Below are 16365 nucleotides of genomic sequence, written 5' to 3'. Positions count from 1 at the left end.
TTTTCATTGAGTATGAAATAAGATATGCACAAATTGATTAGAAAAGTCAAATGAATTTCTACAAATGTTTTAGCAATCGCAATCTACTTGTCTAGATTCAATCTGATATATTTTCGATTTAATGATATGGTATTTAAAACCTCCAAAGCAGCTTGCTCCATTATTTTACTTACGTGAGTGTAGGTGTTATTTATTGTTTTAGCGTCTTTGTGTCCCACTCTAACCATTATAGCTTTTAATGGGATATTCTTCTCAGCTAGTGTACTAAGGAGTGTGTGCCTGAAAATATGGGAACTAAGGGGCTGGTTTATCGGTTTCGCTAGTTTAGTATTTGCCTTTTGAAAAGTGATCTTAAATGCCTTTCTCTAAATTTACATATCACTATTGTTTAACAAAATATAATCTGCTTTAGGTCACTTATTCTTTTTTGAAATGTAGAATGAACTTTTTCAAAGTTTTTCGAATCTTTTAAAATCTGTTTGTTTTATATCGTCATTCTCCCTCTTTTTTAATTCTCCCTATACAGCCTGACAACTTTTCCGATGGTGCGAATACGGTTGCTTTCGTCTAGGCAGATGTCGGGGTATTCGGGATTGAGTTTTTTGAGGTAGCCTTGGCGAAGTTTCTTGACCTAGTTAGCACCGTCTACTTGGAAGATGACGATGGTATTATAGTCAATCTGTGGGGGATTCTTGATAAATAGGTAGTTGCCGTTTCTTATCTTTGACTCCATGGACTTGCTGACGACATAAGCGATTGCGTCGTAGTCGTCTGGGATTTCATCCTCATAGAATGGAAACTCCATATCTAAATTGTCGTCCTGCATCGAGCGGCTACCTGCAGAGATAAACTACCTAACACGAGAGTAAGTAGTCTGTCTGTAGTCGTCCAGTCTGATGATTTTTGCGATACTTCGTTTATCATCGTTTTTCTTCTCATACAGTTGCCTATCGGCATAGGTCAGTACTTTACCTTGTCTGGGTGATGCCCGTTGGTCGTAGATAGATTGGATATCGCTAGGAGAATCCTTTTGAACTGGAGGAAAGAGGCATCAATCAAGCTACTGAATACTTTAGCTAAGTCAAATATAGTATTTTTCTTAGTAGACCTAACCCTTTTTTCATAATTTCCAATGGTGTTTTTACTTATACCTATCTTAGTACCCAATTCTTATTGAGTCCAACCATTACTAGTCTGTATTGTTTTATTTTTAGCCTCTAACAATCGCAATCTCTTCTTTATCTATGAATGAAATCGCTTTCTGTTTTTATAAGTAAAGCATAACGCGAAATCCACGAAAATGAAAACTTTGTTGTGTTTTCGTAAAAAAATTGTTGACAGAGCACGAAACGCCTATTATAATTAAATCAAGCTTAAGGAAATAACAAAAAAACAAATCGGAGGGAAAGACGATGAGCATATTAAATGAGAAAGTAATCAATATCTGTAAATCAGTAGTTAAAGAAATTTTAATCCAAGACATTTAGGAGAAAAAGATGAAGAAATCAAGAAAATTAGCCATATTAGGAATCTGTTCAGCTTTGTTTTTAGGCTTGGCAGCTTGTCAGCAAGATGCTATAACTTCGAATGGGACGAGTCAAAGGCAAAGTAGTTCAACGAAAGTTCCATGGAAAGCTTCATACACCAACCTAAACAATCAGGTAAGTACAGAAGAGGTCAAATCTCTCTTATCAGCTCACTTGGATCCAAATAGTGTTGATGCCTTTTTTAATCTCGTTAATGATTACAATACCATTGTCGGCTCAACTGGCTTATCAGGAGATTTCACTTCCTTTACTCACACAGAATACGATGTTGAAAAAATCAGTCATCTCTGGAATCAAAAGAAGGGTGATTTTGTTGGAACCAACTGCCGTATCAATAGTTATTGTCTTTTGAAAAATTCAGTCACCATTCCAAAACTTGATAAGAATAATCAATTGCTTTTCCTAGATAACGATGCGATTGATAAGGGGAAGGTCTTTGATTCACAAGATAAGGAAGAGTTTGATATTCTATTTTCGAGAGTTCCAACTGAGGCAACGACGGATGTCAAGGTTCACGCTGAAAAGATGGAAACATTCTTCTCCCAATTTCAATTCAACGACAAAGCTCGAATGCTATCTGTAGTCTTGCACGACAATCTGGATGGTGAGTATCTGTTTGTAGGCCACGTTGGAGTCTTAGTACCGGCTGATGACGGTTTCTTATTTGTAGAGAAATTGACTTTCGAAGAGCCCTACCAAGCGATTAAATTTGCCAGCAAGGAAGATTGTTACAAGTATTTAGGCACCAAGTATGCGGATTATACAGGCGAGGGACTGGCTCAGCCTTTTATCATGGATAATGATAAGTGGGTTAAACTTTAATGGTGGTATGATATGACAGTAATCCTAGGACTTTTATTTCTATTTTTGATGAGTTGGTGGGTTATTTCAATCGTTAATAGCCAGAAACCACGAAAAAATGAAACATTTATTGGCTATATCCAAAGATACGATATTGATGGGAATGGCTATCAATCAGAAGTATGGGAAGTGACTGAGGAGGAAGATTTATAATTAAAGAACAGACTCGTCTTTACAGTATTGCACCTATTTCCAGATAGTCCATTTGTAGTTTTATCCAGATTGCTATATAATTTAACTTAGAGAAAATAGGAGGACTAATCAGATGGAATTAAAAGATTTTACAGAAAAAGAACAGGAAATGATAAAGAATGGGCTGACGACGTCTAAGATTAGTGACAAGGAAACTGCTGAGAAGATTCTTGCGCTTGTCCCACAAGACTTGATTAAGCGAATCCCATTTTTCGTCAGAAAACATGCTACGACACGTACGATTAAACGCATTTCAATCGAACACCCTGAACTCTACGCTGCAGCTCAAACAAGTGGTGAGATTCCAGAAAAAGAACGAGAAGAATTACGTCAGATTATCACAACTATCTTTGAACAAAAGATGAATAAGCATAGTATTAAGTAGAGAATGAAAAAATATTTTATTGGTGGTTTGGGAAGTAATGTCTATCATAGCAAGGATCTTCTTCAAGAACTAGATTCTCAGGTTTATTTTCTAAATCCATATGAAAAACATCTTCGAGATGAAACGGAATTGAAATCATGGTTTAAAAAATCGATAGAAGAGGAAGAATCTATCTGTCTGATAGGCCATTCTCTTGGAGGAGATTTGGCTCGTTATCTCGCATCGGAATTTCAAGAAGTGAAGAAACTGATTCTTTTGGATGGTGGCTATCTAGATTTAGATAAGATTTTACCTTTAGATACAGAGTTAGAGGAAACTAAAAATTATATCAAATCTCAAATTGTTTCGGACTTAGCTCTTCTTATTTCTAAAGAAAAATCTGAAGCAAAGCATTGGTCAGAAAATATGGAGAAAGCCGTAAGGCAGTCCTATCACTGGAATTCTGAGTATAATAGATATGAGTTGGCTATAAATTATGAAAATATAGAAGCGATACTCCGCTTACGGAGAAAAATACAAGCTTTTAAGAGAGAAGTGGGAGATACCTTGTTTATTAGTCCTCGCTATCCTAATGAAGCTACATGGAGAGAGGAAACACTAAAAGAATTACCAGATTATTTTGATACTATTTTTCTAGAAAACGTTGGCCATGAGCTTTATACTCAAGCACCCAAAAAAATCGCTAGTATGATTAATGAGTGGCTCTCTTATTCTCACTGAGTTGCTTGTATGGCTTGAAATGGTATAAGATGAAAATCTACAAGTCACTAATTCTCATATAACAAAAAAAACGAACAGGCTCTTTTCTGTCATTCAGAAGAGAACTTGTTCGTTTTTATCTTGATTTTCTTAAAAAGCTCGATAAACATAGGGATTTTCTGGTTTATCGACTTTTGTAAAGCTGTCGATTTCCAAGGTTGGGAGATTTTGTTTGAGTTCTTTATGGTAGTGATTGAGCAGTTTTCCTTTGGCCGTAATCCAAGTGTTGTTTTCATACTGCCGGGTATTTCCCTTGGTCAGCAATCCATAGACACCAGAATCTGCGATACAGTGGATAATGCCGAATCGGAACAGAAATTGACTATTGGCATGACTGGGGTCGTTATAGACAAAGCCTGTAAACTGGATTGTCTTGCCCTCAAACTCATCTGGATAGTCGTAGATAGCCTCCATGACCTCCATATAGTTTTCATTAGTGATCTGAATGCTATCCTGGGACAAGTATTTATCCGCCGCCGTTCGCATTTCCTTTTCATAGGCTGATTTTGAAAAATAAGAACTGGTGTCTGGTTTCAAATATTGGCTTGTCGTCCCTTCACTTGTCTGAATGGCTAGATCCGTTCCTTCCGATAGGGGGAAATGATAACCTTTAGCAGAAACGGTCTGAGAATCCAAGCTAACAGTTGGGAAAGTTAAGCCGATGACAAGTGGAATAGCCAGAAGAGAAATACTCGTCATCTTGGCCAATCGGCTGTTCAGATGACTGTGGGTTTTGACTTGCTTCATCCAGATATACAATTGAACAATTGCCAAGATAAAGGAAAGCACCATGGAGATATAGGCCAGATAGGAATAGTGCATGTTGATGTACTGGTTTAGTTTGCCCGACAGATGGAGGTAAATAGTCAGTTCAAAATAGCCAGCTAAAACTAAAAATCGAATCATAGGATGACTCCAATCAAGAGAGAATAGGCTAAAACGACCAGAGTCACAATCGTAATGAAGTGACTAATAAATCGTGCTTTCAAGTAATTTTTCATCATGAGAATATTTTTGATATCCAGCATTGGGCCAATGACGAGAAAGGCCAGAACTGGAGCCAAACCGAAACTCGAGAGAAGAGAAGCACCTATAAAGGCATCCGCCTCACTACAGAGCGAAAGAAGAAAGGATAAAATCATCAAGAGCAGGATGGCAAAAAGAGGGGTCGCACTGATAGAGGTCAGAATCCGAGTCGGAACGTAGACCTGTATTATAGAAGCAAAGAGGCAGCCAAATACCAAATAACGCCCCGTATCAAAAAATTCATCAATGGCCTGCACAAAGACCTGAAAAACTTTTTTTGCAGAACTCAAGTAAGAAAAATCATGCTCATGACAAGTCAGACGATTTTCTTTCTGAATCGGTTCTTGCCAGAAAAATCCTAGAAAAATTCCTAGTATTACAGCCACAAGAATGGAACCCAGAGCTCGTAATAGGGCGACATGGAAGGAGTTGCCAAAGGCAGAATAGGTCGCAAAAAGAACAATGGGATTGATAACAGGTGCTGTCACAAGAAAGGGAACGGCCGTGTAACTGGGAACCTTTTTTTCCAGAAAACGATTGATAATGGGGACGATTCCACATTCACAAGAAGGGAAAAGTATACCAACGAAGGTGCCAAAAAAGATTCTCCCCCAACGATTTCGAGGGAGAAAATGATAAACCCTGTCAGGTGTGATATAGACCTCAATCAGCCCTGAGACAATGCTTCCTATCAGAACGAAGGGAAGGGCTTCAATGATAATAGAGAGAAAAATGGCTCCAGTTTGAAGTACACTAGATGGGAGTTGTTGGAAAGCAGTCATCTAGTTTTTCTTTTCTGTTTTGGCTTTTTTCTCTTTGTCATCAGGGAAAGTGACTTGTTTCAAATCTGGGAGTTTAGCAAACTCTTCAAACATCTTGTCCAAGTCGTCTCGTTTTGTAAATTTTACAGCCATAGGTGTACCTCGATTCTAAATTCTACCTCTATTATACTATTATTTTGAGGAAAAGGGAAAAGTTAAAATTGAGTATCTAACGAATAATAGAGTTTGATATATCCTGATATACACTATGATTGTGATATAATAGTTGTGGAATAACGGAGGAAATTATGGATCATAAAAAAAATCGGTCAGATTACCGATGAAGTAAAAGAAATTTTTGATATTGTTCTTGAAGCGAGCGACATAAAGGTCAACAAAGACGGTTTGAGAAGCCATATGATAAAAGGCCATCACAATGATGTGATTCATCATATTGAAGACCTGGAACTCATACTAAGGAACCCAGATTTCGTCGGCATCAATCCACGAGAGAAAGACGCCAGTTTTGAATATGTAAAAAGATTTGATAATAATGTTCTTGTTGCGATTAAGTTGCGATTAAGTTACATAAAAGTGGTGATTTCTTTTATGTTCCGACCATGTATCGTTTACAAGATTACAAGTTACAAAGTCGTATTAAGTCTGGTAGATTGAGAAAACATAACATTAAATTGTCTGAAAATTTATTGACAGATTAGAAAAAACATAGTATAATGAAACGTAAAATGAATTCAGGTTTCCTGAACCGATAGGAGTATACAATGAAAAAACTAGGTTTTGTCCTTTTATCTTCAGCCTTGCTATTGACAGCATGTGCAGTCCGTTTTGAAAAATCAACCGAGACAAATGATTCATCTAAGGTGACAGCCTTGTCTGAAAACAAGCAAAAAATGCTTGATGAGGCCACTGCTGACTATAAGACTTTTGTGCAAGAGCAAATTGATAAACTTTTGACAGATACGGAAGGTTTTGTCAAACTGTTGAAAGAAGGTAAGTTAGAAGAAGCCAAAAAGGTTTATCCACTGATTCGTATGTCTTATGAGCGTTCAGAACCAATCGCCGAGAGTTTTGGTGAATCAGATGTAAAAATTGACTTCCGTTTGGCAGACTACATGGACGAAAACAAGACAGAAGAAGGTTGGTCTGGTTTTCACCGTATCGAGCGTATCCTTTGGGAAGACAATACAACTAAAGGAACTGAAAGCTATGGCGATCAATTGGTCAATGATATCAAGGAATTGAAAGCCAAGATTGCAACTGTTGATGTGGACTACAAGGTTATGCTGACTGGGGCAGTTGACTTGCTTAACGAAGTGGCAACAAGCAAGATTACAGGGGAAGAGGAAATTTATTCTCATACAGACTTGTATGACTTCCGTGCCAATATTGAGGGTGCTGAGAAGATTTTCCAACTCTTTAAACCTTTACTTGAAAAATCAGACGCTAACCTAGTTAAAGAATTGGAAGCAGACTTCAAGTCTGTCAATAGTTTGTTGGATAAACACATGACAGATAAGGAACACTACAAACTCTATACAGATTTAACAAAAGAAGATACCAAAGAATTGTCAGAAGCTGTGACAAAACTTGGTGAGCCTCTATCACAAATGGGTAAATTTCTTAGTGGAGAATAAGAGTCATGACTGAAAAAGACGAAAAATTTTTTGAAAAGAAAATGGACCGTCGAGAATTTCTAAAAAAAGCAGGGATTGGAGGGGCTGGTTTAGCGCTAGGACTCTCTGGTGCTTCTGCTTTTTTCGCACCTAAGCTAGGAAGTCAGGAAAAAATCTCGTACGGAAATGAAAAAATTGCTTTTTATGGCAAGCATCAAGCTGGGATTAGTACGCCCATGCAAAAGAATATCTATTTTGTTGTCTTGGATTTGCATACGACGGATAGAGATAAGATTATCCAGCTATTCAAGGATTGGACGGATTATAGTGCCAAGTTGGTTGAGGGGGAATTGGTCAAAAAAGATGGCCAGAATGCTCTCTTGCCTCCGAGTGATACTGGTGAGACAGTCGGGCTCACTCCTCATCGTTTGACGCTGACTTTTGGTGTGTCTGCGAGTTTCTTGAAAAAGATGAACTTGGAAAACAAGCGTCCTCAAGTTTTCAGGGATTTACCGCCTTTTCCTAAAGAGCAATTGCGTGAAAAATATACTGGTGGAGATATTGTCATTCAGGCCTGTGCAGATGATGAGCAGGTTGCCTTTCATGCTATTCGAAATCTCATCCGTAAGGGGAGAAATGCAGTGACCCTTCGTTGGAGTCAGTCTGGATTTGCAGCTATCGGAGATCGAATGGAGACTCCGCGTAACCTCTTTGGTTTTAAAGATGGAACAGCAAATCCAACCAAGGAGCAAGACTTTGACCGTGTTATCTGGGCTGATAGTAATGATTGGATGGAAAATGGTTCTTATATGGCAGTTCGTCGGATTCAGATGTTTTTAGAAACTTGGGATCGTACTAGTCTTGAAGAACAAGAAAATACCTTTGGTCGTTACAAGGAAAGTGGTGCCCCTTTCGGTAAGAAAAATGAGTTTGATGAAGTGGATTTGAGTCTTTTGCCTGATGATTCGCATGTTCGTTTGGCTAAGGAAGTGGACAAGCCGCTTTTGCGTCGTTCTTATTCTTACTCTGATGGAATTGATGAAAAAACTGGCCAGTTTGATACGGGTTTGCTCTTTATTTCTTTCCAGAAGGATCCTGATAACTTTGTCAAGGTTCAAACCAATCTAGGCGCTACTGATAAGATGAATGAATACATCACTCACATCGGTAGTGGACTCTTTGCTTGCTTTGGTGGTGTGGAGAAAGGGGGCTACATTGGTCAGAAATTATTGGAAGGCTAAAAGCTGGTTACTAGTTTTAGCTTTGTCACTTTTAATTCTTTCCCCAGTAGGTGCCCAAGAAAGTCTGAGTTTTTACTTTGTGAAAATCACAGATGCTTCTAAAGCGGTCAAAAATGGGAGTCAGTCTGAGGCTCAGAAACTCGTTCAGGAGATGGCATCAGACTTCGAAAGAGTAGAAGACAGCAATTCTGAGGCTGGTAAAGTTGTTAAGGAAAAGTTAGCTCAATCAGGCGAGATTACTGAAGACAAACTCACCGAAATTTCTGCAGCCCTATTAGCTTTTGAAAAAGAACAAAATCCTGTTGACTTAGATGCGGAAAAGGAAAAATTGGTAAACCGTCTAAGTCCTCGTTTTGAAGCCTTGGAACAAGCCATTGCCTCCAAAGATTTGGAAAAGGTTCGAGAAGCTTTTAAGAAAATGAATTCCACTTGGACCATCAATGAAAGTGTGGTTCGTGACAATAGTACGGCCCATTATGGACGTGTTGAAACAGCTATTTCTTTCTTGCGTAGTAGTATGGAAACCGAGCCTACAGATTTTAATTCAATCCAGATTTCCTTTGAGGACTTAAAAAAGGCTATTGATGATTTTGTAGCTGGAAAAGCAGTCGTAGCAACATCTTCTGATTTGAGTCTTAAAGACGGTATTGCCCTTTTGACAAAGGCTTTGAAACAATTCCAAGCTGGTGATCAAGCATCAGGAGCAGCTAGCATGAAGGAATTCATCACTATCTGGCCAACGATTGAAGGCTCTGTTAGCACGACCAATCCTTCCCTCTATACTCGAGTGGAAAGTGAAAGCCCTGTGATTATGGTCAAGGGAAGTGAGAAGGAATACCAAGAAAAATTAGAAAAACTGATTGCAGATTTATCACAAATTGATACTAGCGCACGTTACAATGCCTTTGATGCCATGCTGATTCTCCTGAGAGAAGGGGTAGAGGCTCTCTTAATCGTCATGGCCTTGGTGACGACCTTGAAAGCAGCCAAGATGCGAAAGGGACTCAAGTGGGTTTATGGTGGTGCTATCACTGGAATCATGGCTAGTCTCCTTATTGCTTTTATCCTGCAAATTGCCTTTCCAGCAGTAACATCAGGCTCCAATCGTGAAATCATCGAAGGAGCAGTGGGAATTTTTGCAGTAGCTATGATGATTTTGATTGGAATCTGGCTCCACAGCAAATCCTCGGTCAAAAAATGGAATACCTTTATGGAGTCACAAATGGAAACAGTGACCAAGACAGGCTCCTTTATTTCCATGTTTGCTCTCAGTTTTCTAGCTGTTTTCCGTGAGGGAGCAGAAACCATTCTCTTTTATGTTGGGATTTTACCAAGGATTTCCAGCTTTGAATTTGTCTTGGGAATCTCACTTGCCTTACTGGTTCTGGTAATTATTGCCATAGTGATGAATAAGGCCAGTCAATTCTTCCTGCCACATAAGGTCTTCTTTATCCTGACTTGGATGATTTATGCCCTAGCCTTCAAGATGCTGGGAGTTAGTGTCCATGCTCTTCAGTTGACCAATATGGCACCAAATCACTTGCTGACAGGCTTTCCAACAATCGATTTGCTTGGAATTTATCCAAGTTGGGAAGGCTTGGTCAGCCAGCTAGTCTTTGTTATTATTGTCTTGATTGTCACTTTTAGACAGGGTGAAAAATAGATGGACAGAAAAGAATTGACAATCGTGGAACATCTGGTAGAATTTAGAAAGAGATTATTGGCTGTGGTCATTTGTTTCTTTTTGGTATTTTGTGTCTCCCTACTTTTTGCAGACCAGATTTATCAGTATGTGACCCAATCTTTTCAGCAAAAGTTGATTGTTTTAGGACCTAATGATATTTTATGGATTTACATACGTTTGGCTAGTCTGATGGCCTTTACCATCACCTTACCTTACACAGTTTATCATATTTGGTCTTTCATCAAGCCCGGTTTAAAGAAGGAAGAAGCGAGAGCTATTTTTGCCTATATTCCAGCTAGTTTCCTTTGTTTTCTGGTTGGACTGGCTTTTGGTTTTTACTTTGTAACACCGGCCTTACTTCAGGTTTTATTAGGGTTGGGAGAAGGTCTGTTTGAAACGCAGTTAACCGCCCAAAATTATCTGTCCTTTGTTTTTCAAACGACCTTGCCTTTGGCCCTGATTTTTGAGTTGCCAGTTATCATTGCCTTTTTGACGTCGATTGGGCTCATTGGAGCAGAATTATTGATTGCTTATCGCCGATATGCCTATTTTATCTTATTGGTACTTGCAGTCATCTTGACACCAGCCGACTTTGTTAGTGATTTGGCAATGACTGCCCCCTTGATTTTACTCTATGAATTAAGTATTGCTATCAGCAAATACATTATGAAACGCAAGCAGAAAGGAGAGAGAAATGGGAATCTTACGTGATATTGGAGCACCAGGATTGATTATCATCGTTTTAGGAGCTCTCTTGATATTTGGACCAAAACGATTGCCTGAATTAGGTGAATCAATCGGTAAAATGCTATCTGAATTTAAAAAAGCAGTTAAAGGAACTGAACATCAAGATAAGGAAGACTAAATCTTGTCAGATAAAAAAACTTTGTACTCTGAAAAGCATCGTGTGGCTAGCTAGAGTGCAAAGTTTTTTTATTTTTTAGTTAAAATGAAGACTGTGTTCCTTATAAGTACAAGGTTATTAAGAGAGTGGTGGACATTAAAATGATGATTTTGAGTTTTTGTTATTTTTGCTTTGGAGCAAGGTAACATAGTCACTTTTGGTGTGAAATAAGTGGGAAAGAAAAACAGTTCTTTGAGTCTGGTCGATAAAGTAAAGCAAGATATACTGACCGATAATTTTTCCTCGCGTAGGGTACTTACTGTTGATTTTTAGTTCGATTTTTTCATCTGCATCAAAGCCAGCTTCAGGAAAAGTTTCTAAACTTTTTAAGCCGTCTAAAATTCTGGCTACAGTATTCTTAGCAGACTGAGGTGATAAAAGAACAGTAGTAATGTAGTCATGGATATTGTCAATTGCCTGACTCACTTCAGTAGAAAGACTCACTTTATAAGCCATATCGTAGCCTCATATTGTCTAGGGAAGTTCCTTGTCCGGATTCGTATTCTCTTAAGGAGCGTTCAGATTGGGCTTGTAGTTCCTGAATCAATCGCTCACGATATATATCTTCTACAGTTTTTATTGGTAAATCCTGTTCGAGAACAATCTGCTCGATAAAAAGACTAATAGCATCCGTCATAGTCATTCCTTTTTCCTTGATGATAGCTCTAGCTTGTTCCATTGATGACTCATTGATTTTAAAATTGTATTGCTTAGTAAGTGATGTCGTCATGGTATATCTCCAATCTATACTATATATAGCTAGTATATATCTTTTATATTTTTTAGGCAAGAGAAAACTTTGTACTCTAGAAACTATCGAGAGTGTAAAGTTTTTTTAGTTTGGAACATGAAAACAGCAGTTGATTTCAAGAAACAAAAAAGAACAGCCGAAGCTGTCTTTTTATCATTATTTGAGACCGTATTTTTTGTTGAAACGATCCACGCGTCCATCTGCTTGAGTGAACTTTTGACGTCCAGTGTAGAATGGGTGTGAGTCTGATGAAATTTCCACACGGATCAATGGGTAAGTTTCGCCTTCGAACTCAACTGTTTCGTTAGAGCGTTTTGTTGAACCGCTAAGGAATTGGTAACCAGTAGTTGTGTCCATGAAGACAACTGGGCGATATTCTGGATGGATATCTTTTTTCATTTTGCAATATTTCCTTTCTGCCATGGTCTCTTTGCGAGCCATAGATTGTTACCATACTAGTCTATCAGATTATGAAAAGTTTGGCAAGTATTTTATCAGTTTTTAAGCAAGTTTTTTAACTTTTGGTAGATGATTTCGTTTTCCTCTAGGCTATAGGAATTAGCACCGCTTGCTAGAGGGTGGCCTCCACCATCATGCTCCTTGGCGATTTCATTGATAGGATGGATTTTACTGCGTAAGCGAACTCGGTAGTGGCCATCAGCCTGCTCCACAAAAATTCCCCAGAGACTAACACTGTCAATACGTCCAGGTGCACCGACAATGGCTGCAGTTTCAGCATCAGTAACATTAAATTGTTTCAAGACTTCTTGACTCAGGATAACGCGAGCAGCACCATTTTCATCCACTTCCAGATGGTCATAGATGTAGCCTTGAAGTTTAGCAATTTTGTAACTCATAGTGTCCATTTTGCGAGTGAGAGCCGCAAAGTCAAAGTTCTGTTCTCTTAGATAGGCAGCCAGACGAAGAGTCCGTGCAGTGGTAGAAGGGTAGAGGAAGCGACCTGTATCACCAACAATTCCTGCAAAGAGCAACTCAGCAGCTCGATCTGACAAGGCCAGTTGGGTTGTTTGGGCAAATAGGGTAATCATCTCGCTAGCGCTACTTGAACTAGTATCTACCCAAGATAGGTTACCGTATACATCATCATTTGGATGGTGGTCAATCTTAATGAGAAAATCACCTTGACTATAGCGCTTATCATCGATACGAGCAGTATTCGCCGTATCACAGACGATGACAAGTGCGCTCTGGTAGGCACTATCTTCAACAAGATCCATCTCAGCCATCCAAGTAAGAGTCGGTTCATCATAACCTACGGCTTTGATGTTTTTTTCAGGGAAATGATATTCCAGCAAGGCTTTCAAGCCCACTTGACTTCCCAAGGCATCAGGGTCTGGTTTCATATGACGATGAATGATAATCGTGTCGTATTCTTTGATTTTTTCTAAAATTTGATGGCAAATTTCCATAAATAACCTCAATTCTTTCTCATTTCATTGTAGCACAAGAATTTTTATTTTTAAAATGAAAAAGATGTGATATAATGGAGAAAGATAAATTGAGGAGGACGATATGGTATTAGCAAAAATTGTATTTGCCAGTATGACCGGTAATACCGAAGAAATTGCAGATATTGTAGCAGACAAATTACGTGACTTGGGCTTGGATGTCGATGTTGATGAATGTACAACTGTTGACGCTTCAGACTTCTTGGAAGCTGACATCGCTATCGTTGCGACCTATACTTATGGTGATGGTGAATTGCCAGATGAGATGATGGACTTCTACGAAGACCTAGCAGATCTCAACTTGAATGGCAAAATCTACGGAGTGGTTGGTTCAGGAGATACCTTCTACGATGAATTCTGTAAGGCTGTTGATGACTTTGATCGTGTTTTTGTTTCGACAGGAGCAGAAAAAGGTTCAGAATGTGTTAAAGTTGATCTCTCTGCTGAGGAAGAAGACATTGAGCGCTTGGAACAATTCGCAGAAGAATTGGCTGCTAAAGTAGGATAAGTATAAAAGTGCGCTGATGTAATCAATCAGTGCATTTTTCTTATCGTGAGTTAGGATTTTACTAGCCTATTTGGTGGCTTTTTGATACAATAATTCAAATAAAGGAGGAGACTGTATGGATTTAGATAGTATTCGTCAAGAAATTGATCAAATCGACGACCAAATCGTCAAGCTCTTAGAAGAACGAATGCATTTGGTTGAGGGTGTAGTTGCTTATAAGAAAGCATCAGGTAAACCGATTTTAGATACCAAGAGAGAATCAATTATCTTTGAAAAGGTTAGGAATCGTGTAGAGGACAAGCGCTATCAGGAGACTATCGTCGCGACTTTTTCGGACATACTCAAACGTTCGCGTGATTATCAGGATCAAAACATCAAATGAAAAAAGAACAATTTTATCCGCTAGGAATTTTTCTAGCTGCCATGGTGGGCGGACTTGTACGCTATCTAGTTTCCACTTGGTTACCAGTCAGTCCAGATTTTCCTTGGGGCACTCTCTTTGTCAACTATCTGGGAATTTTCTGCTTGGTTTATCTGGTAAAAGGTTATCTAGTCTATAAGGGAACAAGTAAGGGCTTGGTTTTAGCTCTGGGTACAGGTTTTTGCGGAGGTTTAACAACTTTTTCCAGCCTAATGCTTGATACTGTGAAGCTGCTTGATACAGGGCGTTATCTTAGTTTAGTCCTGTATTTGCTTTTGAGCATCGGTGGAGGCCTACTCTTAGCTTATTTTCTAGGGAGGAAGAAATGGTAATCGTCTATCTTGCAATTGCTTGTGGTTTCGGAGCTTTAGTGCGCTATTTCTTTTCCCGCTATAATCAAACTTCTAAATTGCCCCTCGGAACGCTCATAGTCAATCTTCTAGGTTGTTTTTTAATTGGATTATTCTACAATCATGTGGAGTCTAAGGAAGTCTATGCTATTTTAGCAACAGGATTTTGTGGAGGTTTGACAACTTTTTCGACCTTGAATGACGAACTCCAAAGATTGTTAAGTGATAGGAAGGGATTTTATTCTTATTTAGCTTTGACCTACCTCGGTGGTTTGATTGCGATTTTTTTAGGAATTCTGCTATAAATTTCTTTACTTTTTTGTGGAAATTTGGTAAACTGTATCTTGTGTGTAATGGACGCACAAAAATACAGTTTATCCGCTGAGGAAGATTCTTCAAGATTGACAAAGATAGGAGAATAAAATGAATCCATTAATCCAAAGCTTGACTGAAGGTCAACTTCGTACAGATATCCCATCATTCCGTCCTGGTGACACTGTTCGTGTACACGCGAAAGTTGTCGAAGGTAACCGTGAACGTATCCAGATTTTTGAAGGTGTTGTTATCGCACGTAAAGGTGCTGGTATCTCAGAAAACTACACAGTTCGTAAAATCTCTAACGGTGTAGGTGTTGAGCGTATCTTCCCCATCCACACTCCACGTGTTGAAAAAATCGAAGTTGTTCGTTACGGTAAAGTACGTCGTGCGAAATTGTACTACTTGCGTGCTCTTCAAGGTAAGGCAGCTCGTATCAAAGAAATCCGTCGTTAATTCGACTAAAACTCTGCTTTTTCAGCAGAGTTTTTATCTAGCTCCCTTAGTTCAATGGATATAACAACTCCCTCCTAAGGAGTAGTTGCAGGTTCGATTCCTGCAGGGGGCATAATAAGAAGCGTAAAGAAACATAAAGAATATTCAAAGTGTTTATTTGTAGGCAATCATCACAATTTAGTTTTTTAAAATAGGTTAGTATTTTTGGAATCTTTGACCAAAGTGTGACCAAAATTTGACCAAAAGTCAATGAATATAGAATAAAGTAGATCAGGAAGCTGGTCTATTTTATTTTGTAGTTATTGAGAAAAAGTGGTTTGTTTTAATTTGACTATTATACACATAATGCGTATAATAGTAAGTGTAAGGAGGTAACGAATATATATGCCACTTACAGGTAAAGAAATGGTGAAACTAGCTCTTGAGAATGGATGGGTTGAAGTTCGTCAAAGAGGAAGTCATCATCATTTTAAGAAAGAGGGTTTTTCTTATCTTGTCACGATTCCAGTTCATGGAAATGAAGATTTGGGAAAGGGATTGGAGAGAAAGATTCTCAAAGATTTAGGATTGTAATTTTTACTTTCCTAAGTCTTTTTACATCAGAGGTAGTAGAATGTTGGGGGTAGTAGAATGTTAAAAACGTATCCAGCTATTTTTCATAAAGAAGGAACAGGATATTGGGTAGAATTTCCAGAATTTGGTGGTGGTACAGAAGGAAAAAATATCGAAGAAGCGATGAAAAATGCTCGAGAAATGCTTGAAAATGTTTTAGCTTCTTATATCGATGAAGGGATGGCGTTGCCTACTCCAAGTGATATTTTAAAGATTGAAGTTTCAGATGGTTTTGTATCAATGATTCAAGTTGATCCTGCGCCTTTTGTGAGAAGTAACAAGGCGATTAGAAAGAACGTGACCGTTCCTGAATGGCTAGTTCGTCTTGCTGATCGAGAAAAGATTAACTATTCAGAAGTTTTGGCACAAGCATTAGAGAAGAAGTTGCAAGTTTAAATTTAAAGACTGTATTTATTAGGGAATAAGTTTGATATGTATTGGTAAAAGTGATACAATAGATATACAAGAAGAAAAGGAGAAATGCTATGT

At 38.4% G+C, this 16365-nt stretch carries 26 protein-coding genes, 1 tRNA gene and 1 pseudogene; 18 read left to right on the top strand and 10 right to left on the bottom strand.

Annotated elements, in window-relative coordinates:
• Positions 1 to 83: 83 nt before the first annotated feature.
• The 3 genes and pseudogenes from HT736_RS01210 to HT736_RS12025 all read right to left on the bottom strand — a co-directional run.
• Positions 84 to 350 carry a tyrosine-type recombinase/integrase gene (locus HT736_RS01210; RefSeq protein ID WP_119948012.1) on the bottom strand — a complete coding sequence of 89 codons (267 nt, stop codon included), beginning with the start codon at positions 348 to 350 and terminating at the stop codon, positions 84 to 86.
• Positions 351 to 631: 281 nt separating this feature from the next.
• A complete protein-coding gene (locus tag HT736_RS01205) occupies positions 632 to 826 on the bottom strand; it encodes a S24 family peptidase (RefSeq protein ID WP_166730659.1) in 195 nt (64 codons plus the stop codon).
• A gap of 288 nt (positions 827 to 1114) precedes the next feature.
• Positions 1115 to 1167, bottom strand: a pseudogene (locus HT736_RS12025) (XRE family transcriptional regulator); the annotation flags it as partial.
• A gap of 329 nt (positions 1168 to 1496) precedes the next feature.
• On the opposite strand from HT736_RS12025, the gene HT736_RS01200 reads away from it, so the two are divergent.
• The 4 genes from HT736_RS01200 to HT736_RS01185 all read left to right on the top strand — a co-directional run bounded on the left by HT736_RS01200 (position 1497) and on the right by HT736_RS01185 (position 3705).
• Complete coding sequence (locus HT736_RS01200; protein ID WP_054392930.1) at positions 1497 to 2369, top strand: DUF4300 family protein; 873 nt, start codon at positions 1497 to 1499, stop codon at positions 2367 to 2369.
• 12 nt (positions 2370 to 2381) lie between these two features.
• Positions 2382 to 2561, top strand: a complete 180-nt coding sequence (locus tag HT736_RS01195) for a hypothetical protein (RefSeq protein ID WP_000216060.1) — start codon at positions 2382 to 2384, stop codon at positions 2559 to 2561.
• A 112-nt stretch (positions 2562 to 2673) separates the two neighbouring features.
• Positions 2674 to 2985 (top strand): hypothetical protein, encoded by a 312-nt coding sequence (locus HT736_RS01190; RefSeq protein ID WP_000420573.1) that lies wholly within the window; start codon positions 2674 to 2676, stop codon positions 2983 to 2985.
• 3 nt (positions 2986 to 2988) lie between these two features.
• Complete coding sequence (locus tag HT736_RS01185; RefSeq protein WP_000759787.1) at positions 2989 to 3705, top strand: alpha/beta hydrolase; 717 nt, start codon at positions 2989 to 2991, stop codon at positions 3703 to 3705.
• A gap of 129 nt (positions 3706 to 3834) precedes the next feature.
• On the opposite strand, the gene HT736_RS01180 is transcribed toward HT736_RS01185, so the two are convergent.
• The 3 genes from HT736_RS01180 to HT736_RS11920 are packed head-to-tail and all read right to left on the bottom strand — an operon-like array spanning position 3835 to position 5684.
• Positions 3835 to 4650, bottom strand: a complete 816-nt coding sequence (locus tag HT736_RS01180; RefSeq protein ID WP_000617844.1) for a TIGR03943 family protein — start codon at positions 4648 to 4650, stop codon at positions 3835 to 3837.
• Complete coding sequence (locus HT736_RS01175; RefSeq protein ID WP_000123628.1) at positions 4647 to 5552, bottom strand: permease; 906 nt, start codon at positions 5550 to 5552, stop codon at positions 4647 to 4649. Before HT736_RS01175 ends, HT736_RS01180 begins: the two co-directional genes overlap by 4 nt.
• Entirely contained in the window at positions 5553 to 5684 is a 132-nt protein-coding gene (locus HT736_RS11920) for an SPJ_0845 family protein (protein WP_049511209.1), read from the bottom strand. It lies immediately after the preceding gene.
• A 159-nt stretch (positions 5685 to 5843) separates the two neighbouring features.
• Here HT736_RS11920 and HT736_RS01170 point away from each other — a divergent pair, with 159 nt between their 5' ends.
• The 6 genes from HT736_RS01170 (at position 5844) to tatA (ending at position 10955) form a co-directional block, all read left to right on the top strand.
• A complete protein-coding gene (locus HT736_RS01170; RefSeq protein WP_309598698.1) occupies positions 5844 to 6206 on the top strand; it encodes a hypothetical protein in 363 nt (120 codons plus the stop codon).
• Between the two features lie 107 nt (positions 6207 to 6313).
• A complete protein-coding gene (efeO, locus tag HT736_RS01165) occupies positions 6314 to 7186 on the top strand; it encodes an iron uptake system protein EfeO (RefSeq protein WP_054392929.1) in 873 nt (290 codons plus the stop codon).
• 5 nt (positions 7187 to 7191) lie between these two features.
• Positions 7192 to 8406, top strand: coding sequence for an iron uptake transporter deferrochelatase/peroxidase subunit (gene efeB / locus HT736_RS01160; RefSeq protein ID WP_050208391.1), 1215 nt, complete (start codon positions 7192 to 7194; stop codon positions 8404 to 8406).
• On the top strand, positions 8381 to 10069 hold the full coding sequence (locus HT736_RS01155; protein WP_054392928.1) for an FTR1 family protein: 1689 nt from the start codon (positions 8381 to 8383) through the stop codon (positions 10067 to 10069). The genes efeB and HT736_RS01155 overlap by 26 nt, the downstream gene beginning before the upstream one ends.
• Positions 10070 to 10801 carry a twin-arginine translocase subunit TatC gene (tatC, locus tag HT736_RS01150; RefSeq protein ID WP_054392927.1) on the top strand — a complete coding sequence of 244 codons (732 nt, stop codon included), beginning with the start codon at positions 10070 to 10072 and terminating at the stop codon, positions 10799 to 10801.
• Entirely contained in the window at positions 10785 to 10955 is a 171-nt protein-coding gene (tatA, locus tag HT736_RS01145) for a twin-arginine translocase TatA/TatE family subunit (RefSeq protein ID WP_054392926.1), read from the top strand. Before tatC ends, tatA begins: the two co-directional genes overlap by 17 nt.
• 135 nt (positions 10956 to 11090) lie before the next feature.
• On the opposite strand, the gene HT736_RS01140 is transcribed toward tatA, so the two are convergent.
• The 4 genes from HT736_RS01140 to HT736_RS01125 form a co-directional block, all read right to left on the bottom strand.
• Positions 11091 to 11450: a type II toxin-antitoxin system RelE/ParE family toxin gene (locus HT736_RS01140; protein WP_054392925.1), complete on the bottom strand. Its 360-nt coding sequence runs from the start codon at positions 11448 to 11450 to the stop codon at positions 11091 to 11093.
• Positions 11440 to 11724: a type II toxin-antitoxin system RelB/DinJ family antitoxin gene (locus HT736_RS01135; protein WP_054392924.1), complete on the bottom strand. Its 285-nt coding sequence runs from the start codon at positions 11722 to 11724 to the stop codon at positions 11440 to 11442. The genes HT736_RS01140 and HT736_RS01135 overlap by 11 nt, the downstream gene beginning before the upstream one ends.
• A 177-nt stretch (positions 11725 to 11901) precedes the next feature.
• The gene (locus HT736_RS01130; protein WP_000710764.1) at positions 11902 to 12144 is read right to left on the bottom strand and encodes a type B 50S ribosomal protein L31; all 243 of its coding nucleotides are present in this window, start codon (positions 12142 to 12144) and stop codon (positions 11902 to 11904) included.
• Between the two features lie 95 nt (positions 12145 to 12239).
• Positions 12240 to 13175: a bifunctional oligoribonuclease/PAP phosphatase NrnA gene (locus HT736_RS01125; RefSeq protein WP_054392923.1), complete on the bottom strand. Its 936-nt coding sequence runs from the start codon at positions 13173 to 13175 to the stop codon at positions 12240 to 12242.
• Between the two features lie 103 nt (positions 13176 to 13278).
• On the opposite strand from HT736_RS01125, the gene HT736_RS01120 reads away from it, so the two are divergent.
• The 8 genes from HT736_RS01120 to HT736_RS01085 all read left to right on the top strand — a co-directional run bounded on the left by HT736_RS01120 (position 13279) and on the right by HT736_RS01085 (position 16272).
• Positions 13279 to 13722, top strand: a complete 444-nt coding sequence (locus HT736_RS01120) for a flavodoxin (protein WP_000241950.1) — start codon at positions 13279 to 13281, stop codon at positions 13720 to 13722.
• A gap of 115 nt (positions 13723 to 13837) precedes the next feature.
• Positions 13838 to 14104, top strand: coding sequence for a chorismate mutase (locus HT736_RS01115; RefSeq protein ID WP_050262112.1), 267 nt, complete (start codon positions 13838 to 13840; stop codon positions 14102 to 14104).
• The gene (gene crcB, locus HT736_RS01110) at positions 14101 to 14475 is read left to right on the top strand and encodes a fluoride efflux transporter CrcB (RefSeq protein ID WP_054392922.1); all 375 of its coding nucleotides are present in this window, start codon (positions 14101 to 14103) and stop codon (positions 14473 to 14475) included. Before HT736_RS01115 ends, crcB (HT736_RS01110) begins: the two co-directional genes overlap by 4 nt.
• Complete coding sequence (crcB, locus tag HT736_RS01105) at positions 14469 to 14798, top strand: fluoride efflux transporter CrcB (protein ID WP_000237406.1); 330 nt, start codon at positions 14469 to 14471, stop codon at positions 14796 to 14798. Before crcB (HT736_RS01110) ends, crcB (HT736_RS01105) begins: the two co-directional genes overlap by 7 nt.
• 118 nt (positions 14799 to 14916) lie before the next feature.
• Complete coding sequence (gene rplS, locus HT736_RS01100; protein WP_001068669.1) at positions 14917 to 15264, top strand: 50S ribosomal protein L19; 348 nt, start codon at positions 14917 to 14919, stop codon at positions 15262 to 15264.
• Positions 15265 to 15304: 40 nt separating this feature from the next.
• Positions 15305 to 15376, top strand: a tRNA-Arg gene (locus tag HT736_RS01095).
• A 272-nt stretch (positions 15377 to 15648) separates the two neighbouring features.
• Positions 15649 to 15837: a type II toxin-antitoxin system HicA family toxin gene (locus HT736_RS01090; RefSeq protein ID WP_001131503.1), complete on the top strand. Its 189-nt coding sequence runs from the start codon at positions 15649 to 15651 to the stop codon at positions 15835 to 15837.
• Positions 15838 to 15894: 57 nt separating this feature from the next.
• The gene (locus HT736_RS01085; RefSeq protein WP_000921490.1) at positions 15895 to 16272 is read left to right on the top strand and encodes a type II toxin-antitoxin system HicB family antitoxin; all 378 of its coding nucleotides are present in this window, start codon (positions 15895 to 15897) and stop codon (positions 16270 to 16272) included.
• Positions 16273 to 16365 lie beyond the last annotated feature (93 nt).

The sequence above is a fragment of the Streptococcus sp. 339 genome, assembly GCF_013277285.1.
In the GTDB taxonomy this organism is placed as follows: Bacteria; Bacillota; Bacilli; order Lactobacillales; family Streptococcaceae; genus Streptococcus; species Streptococcus pseudopneumoniae.
The sequence above is the reverse complement of the archived record's forward strand: the minus strand, read 5'-3'. Positions and strand labels throughout refer to the sequence as shown.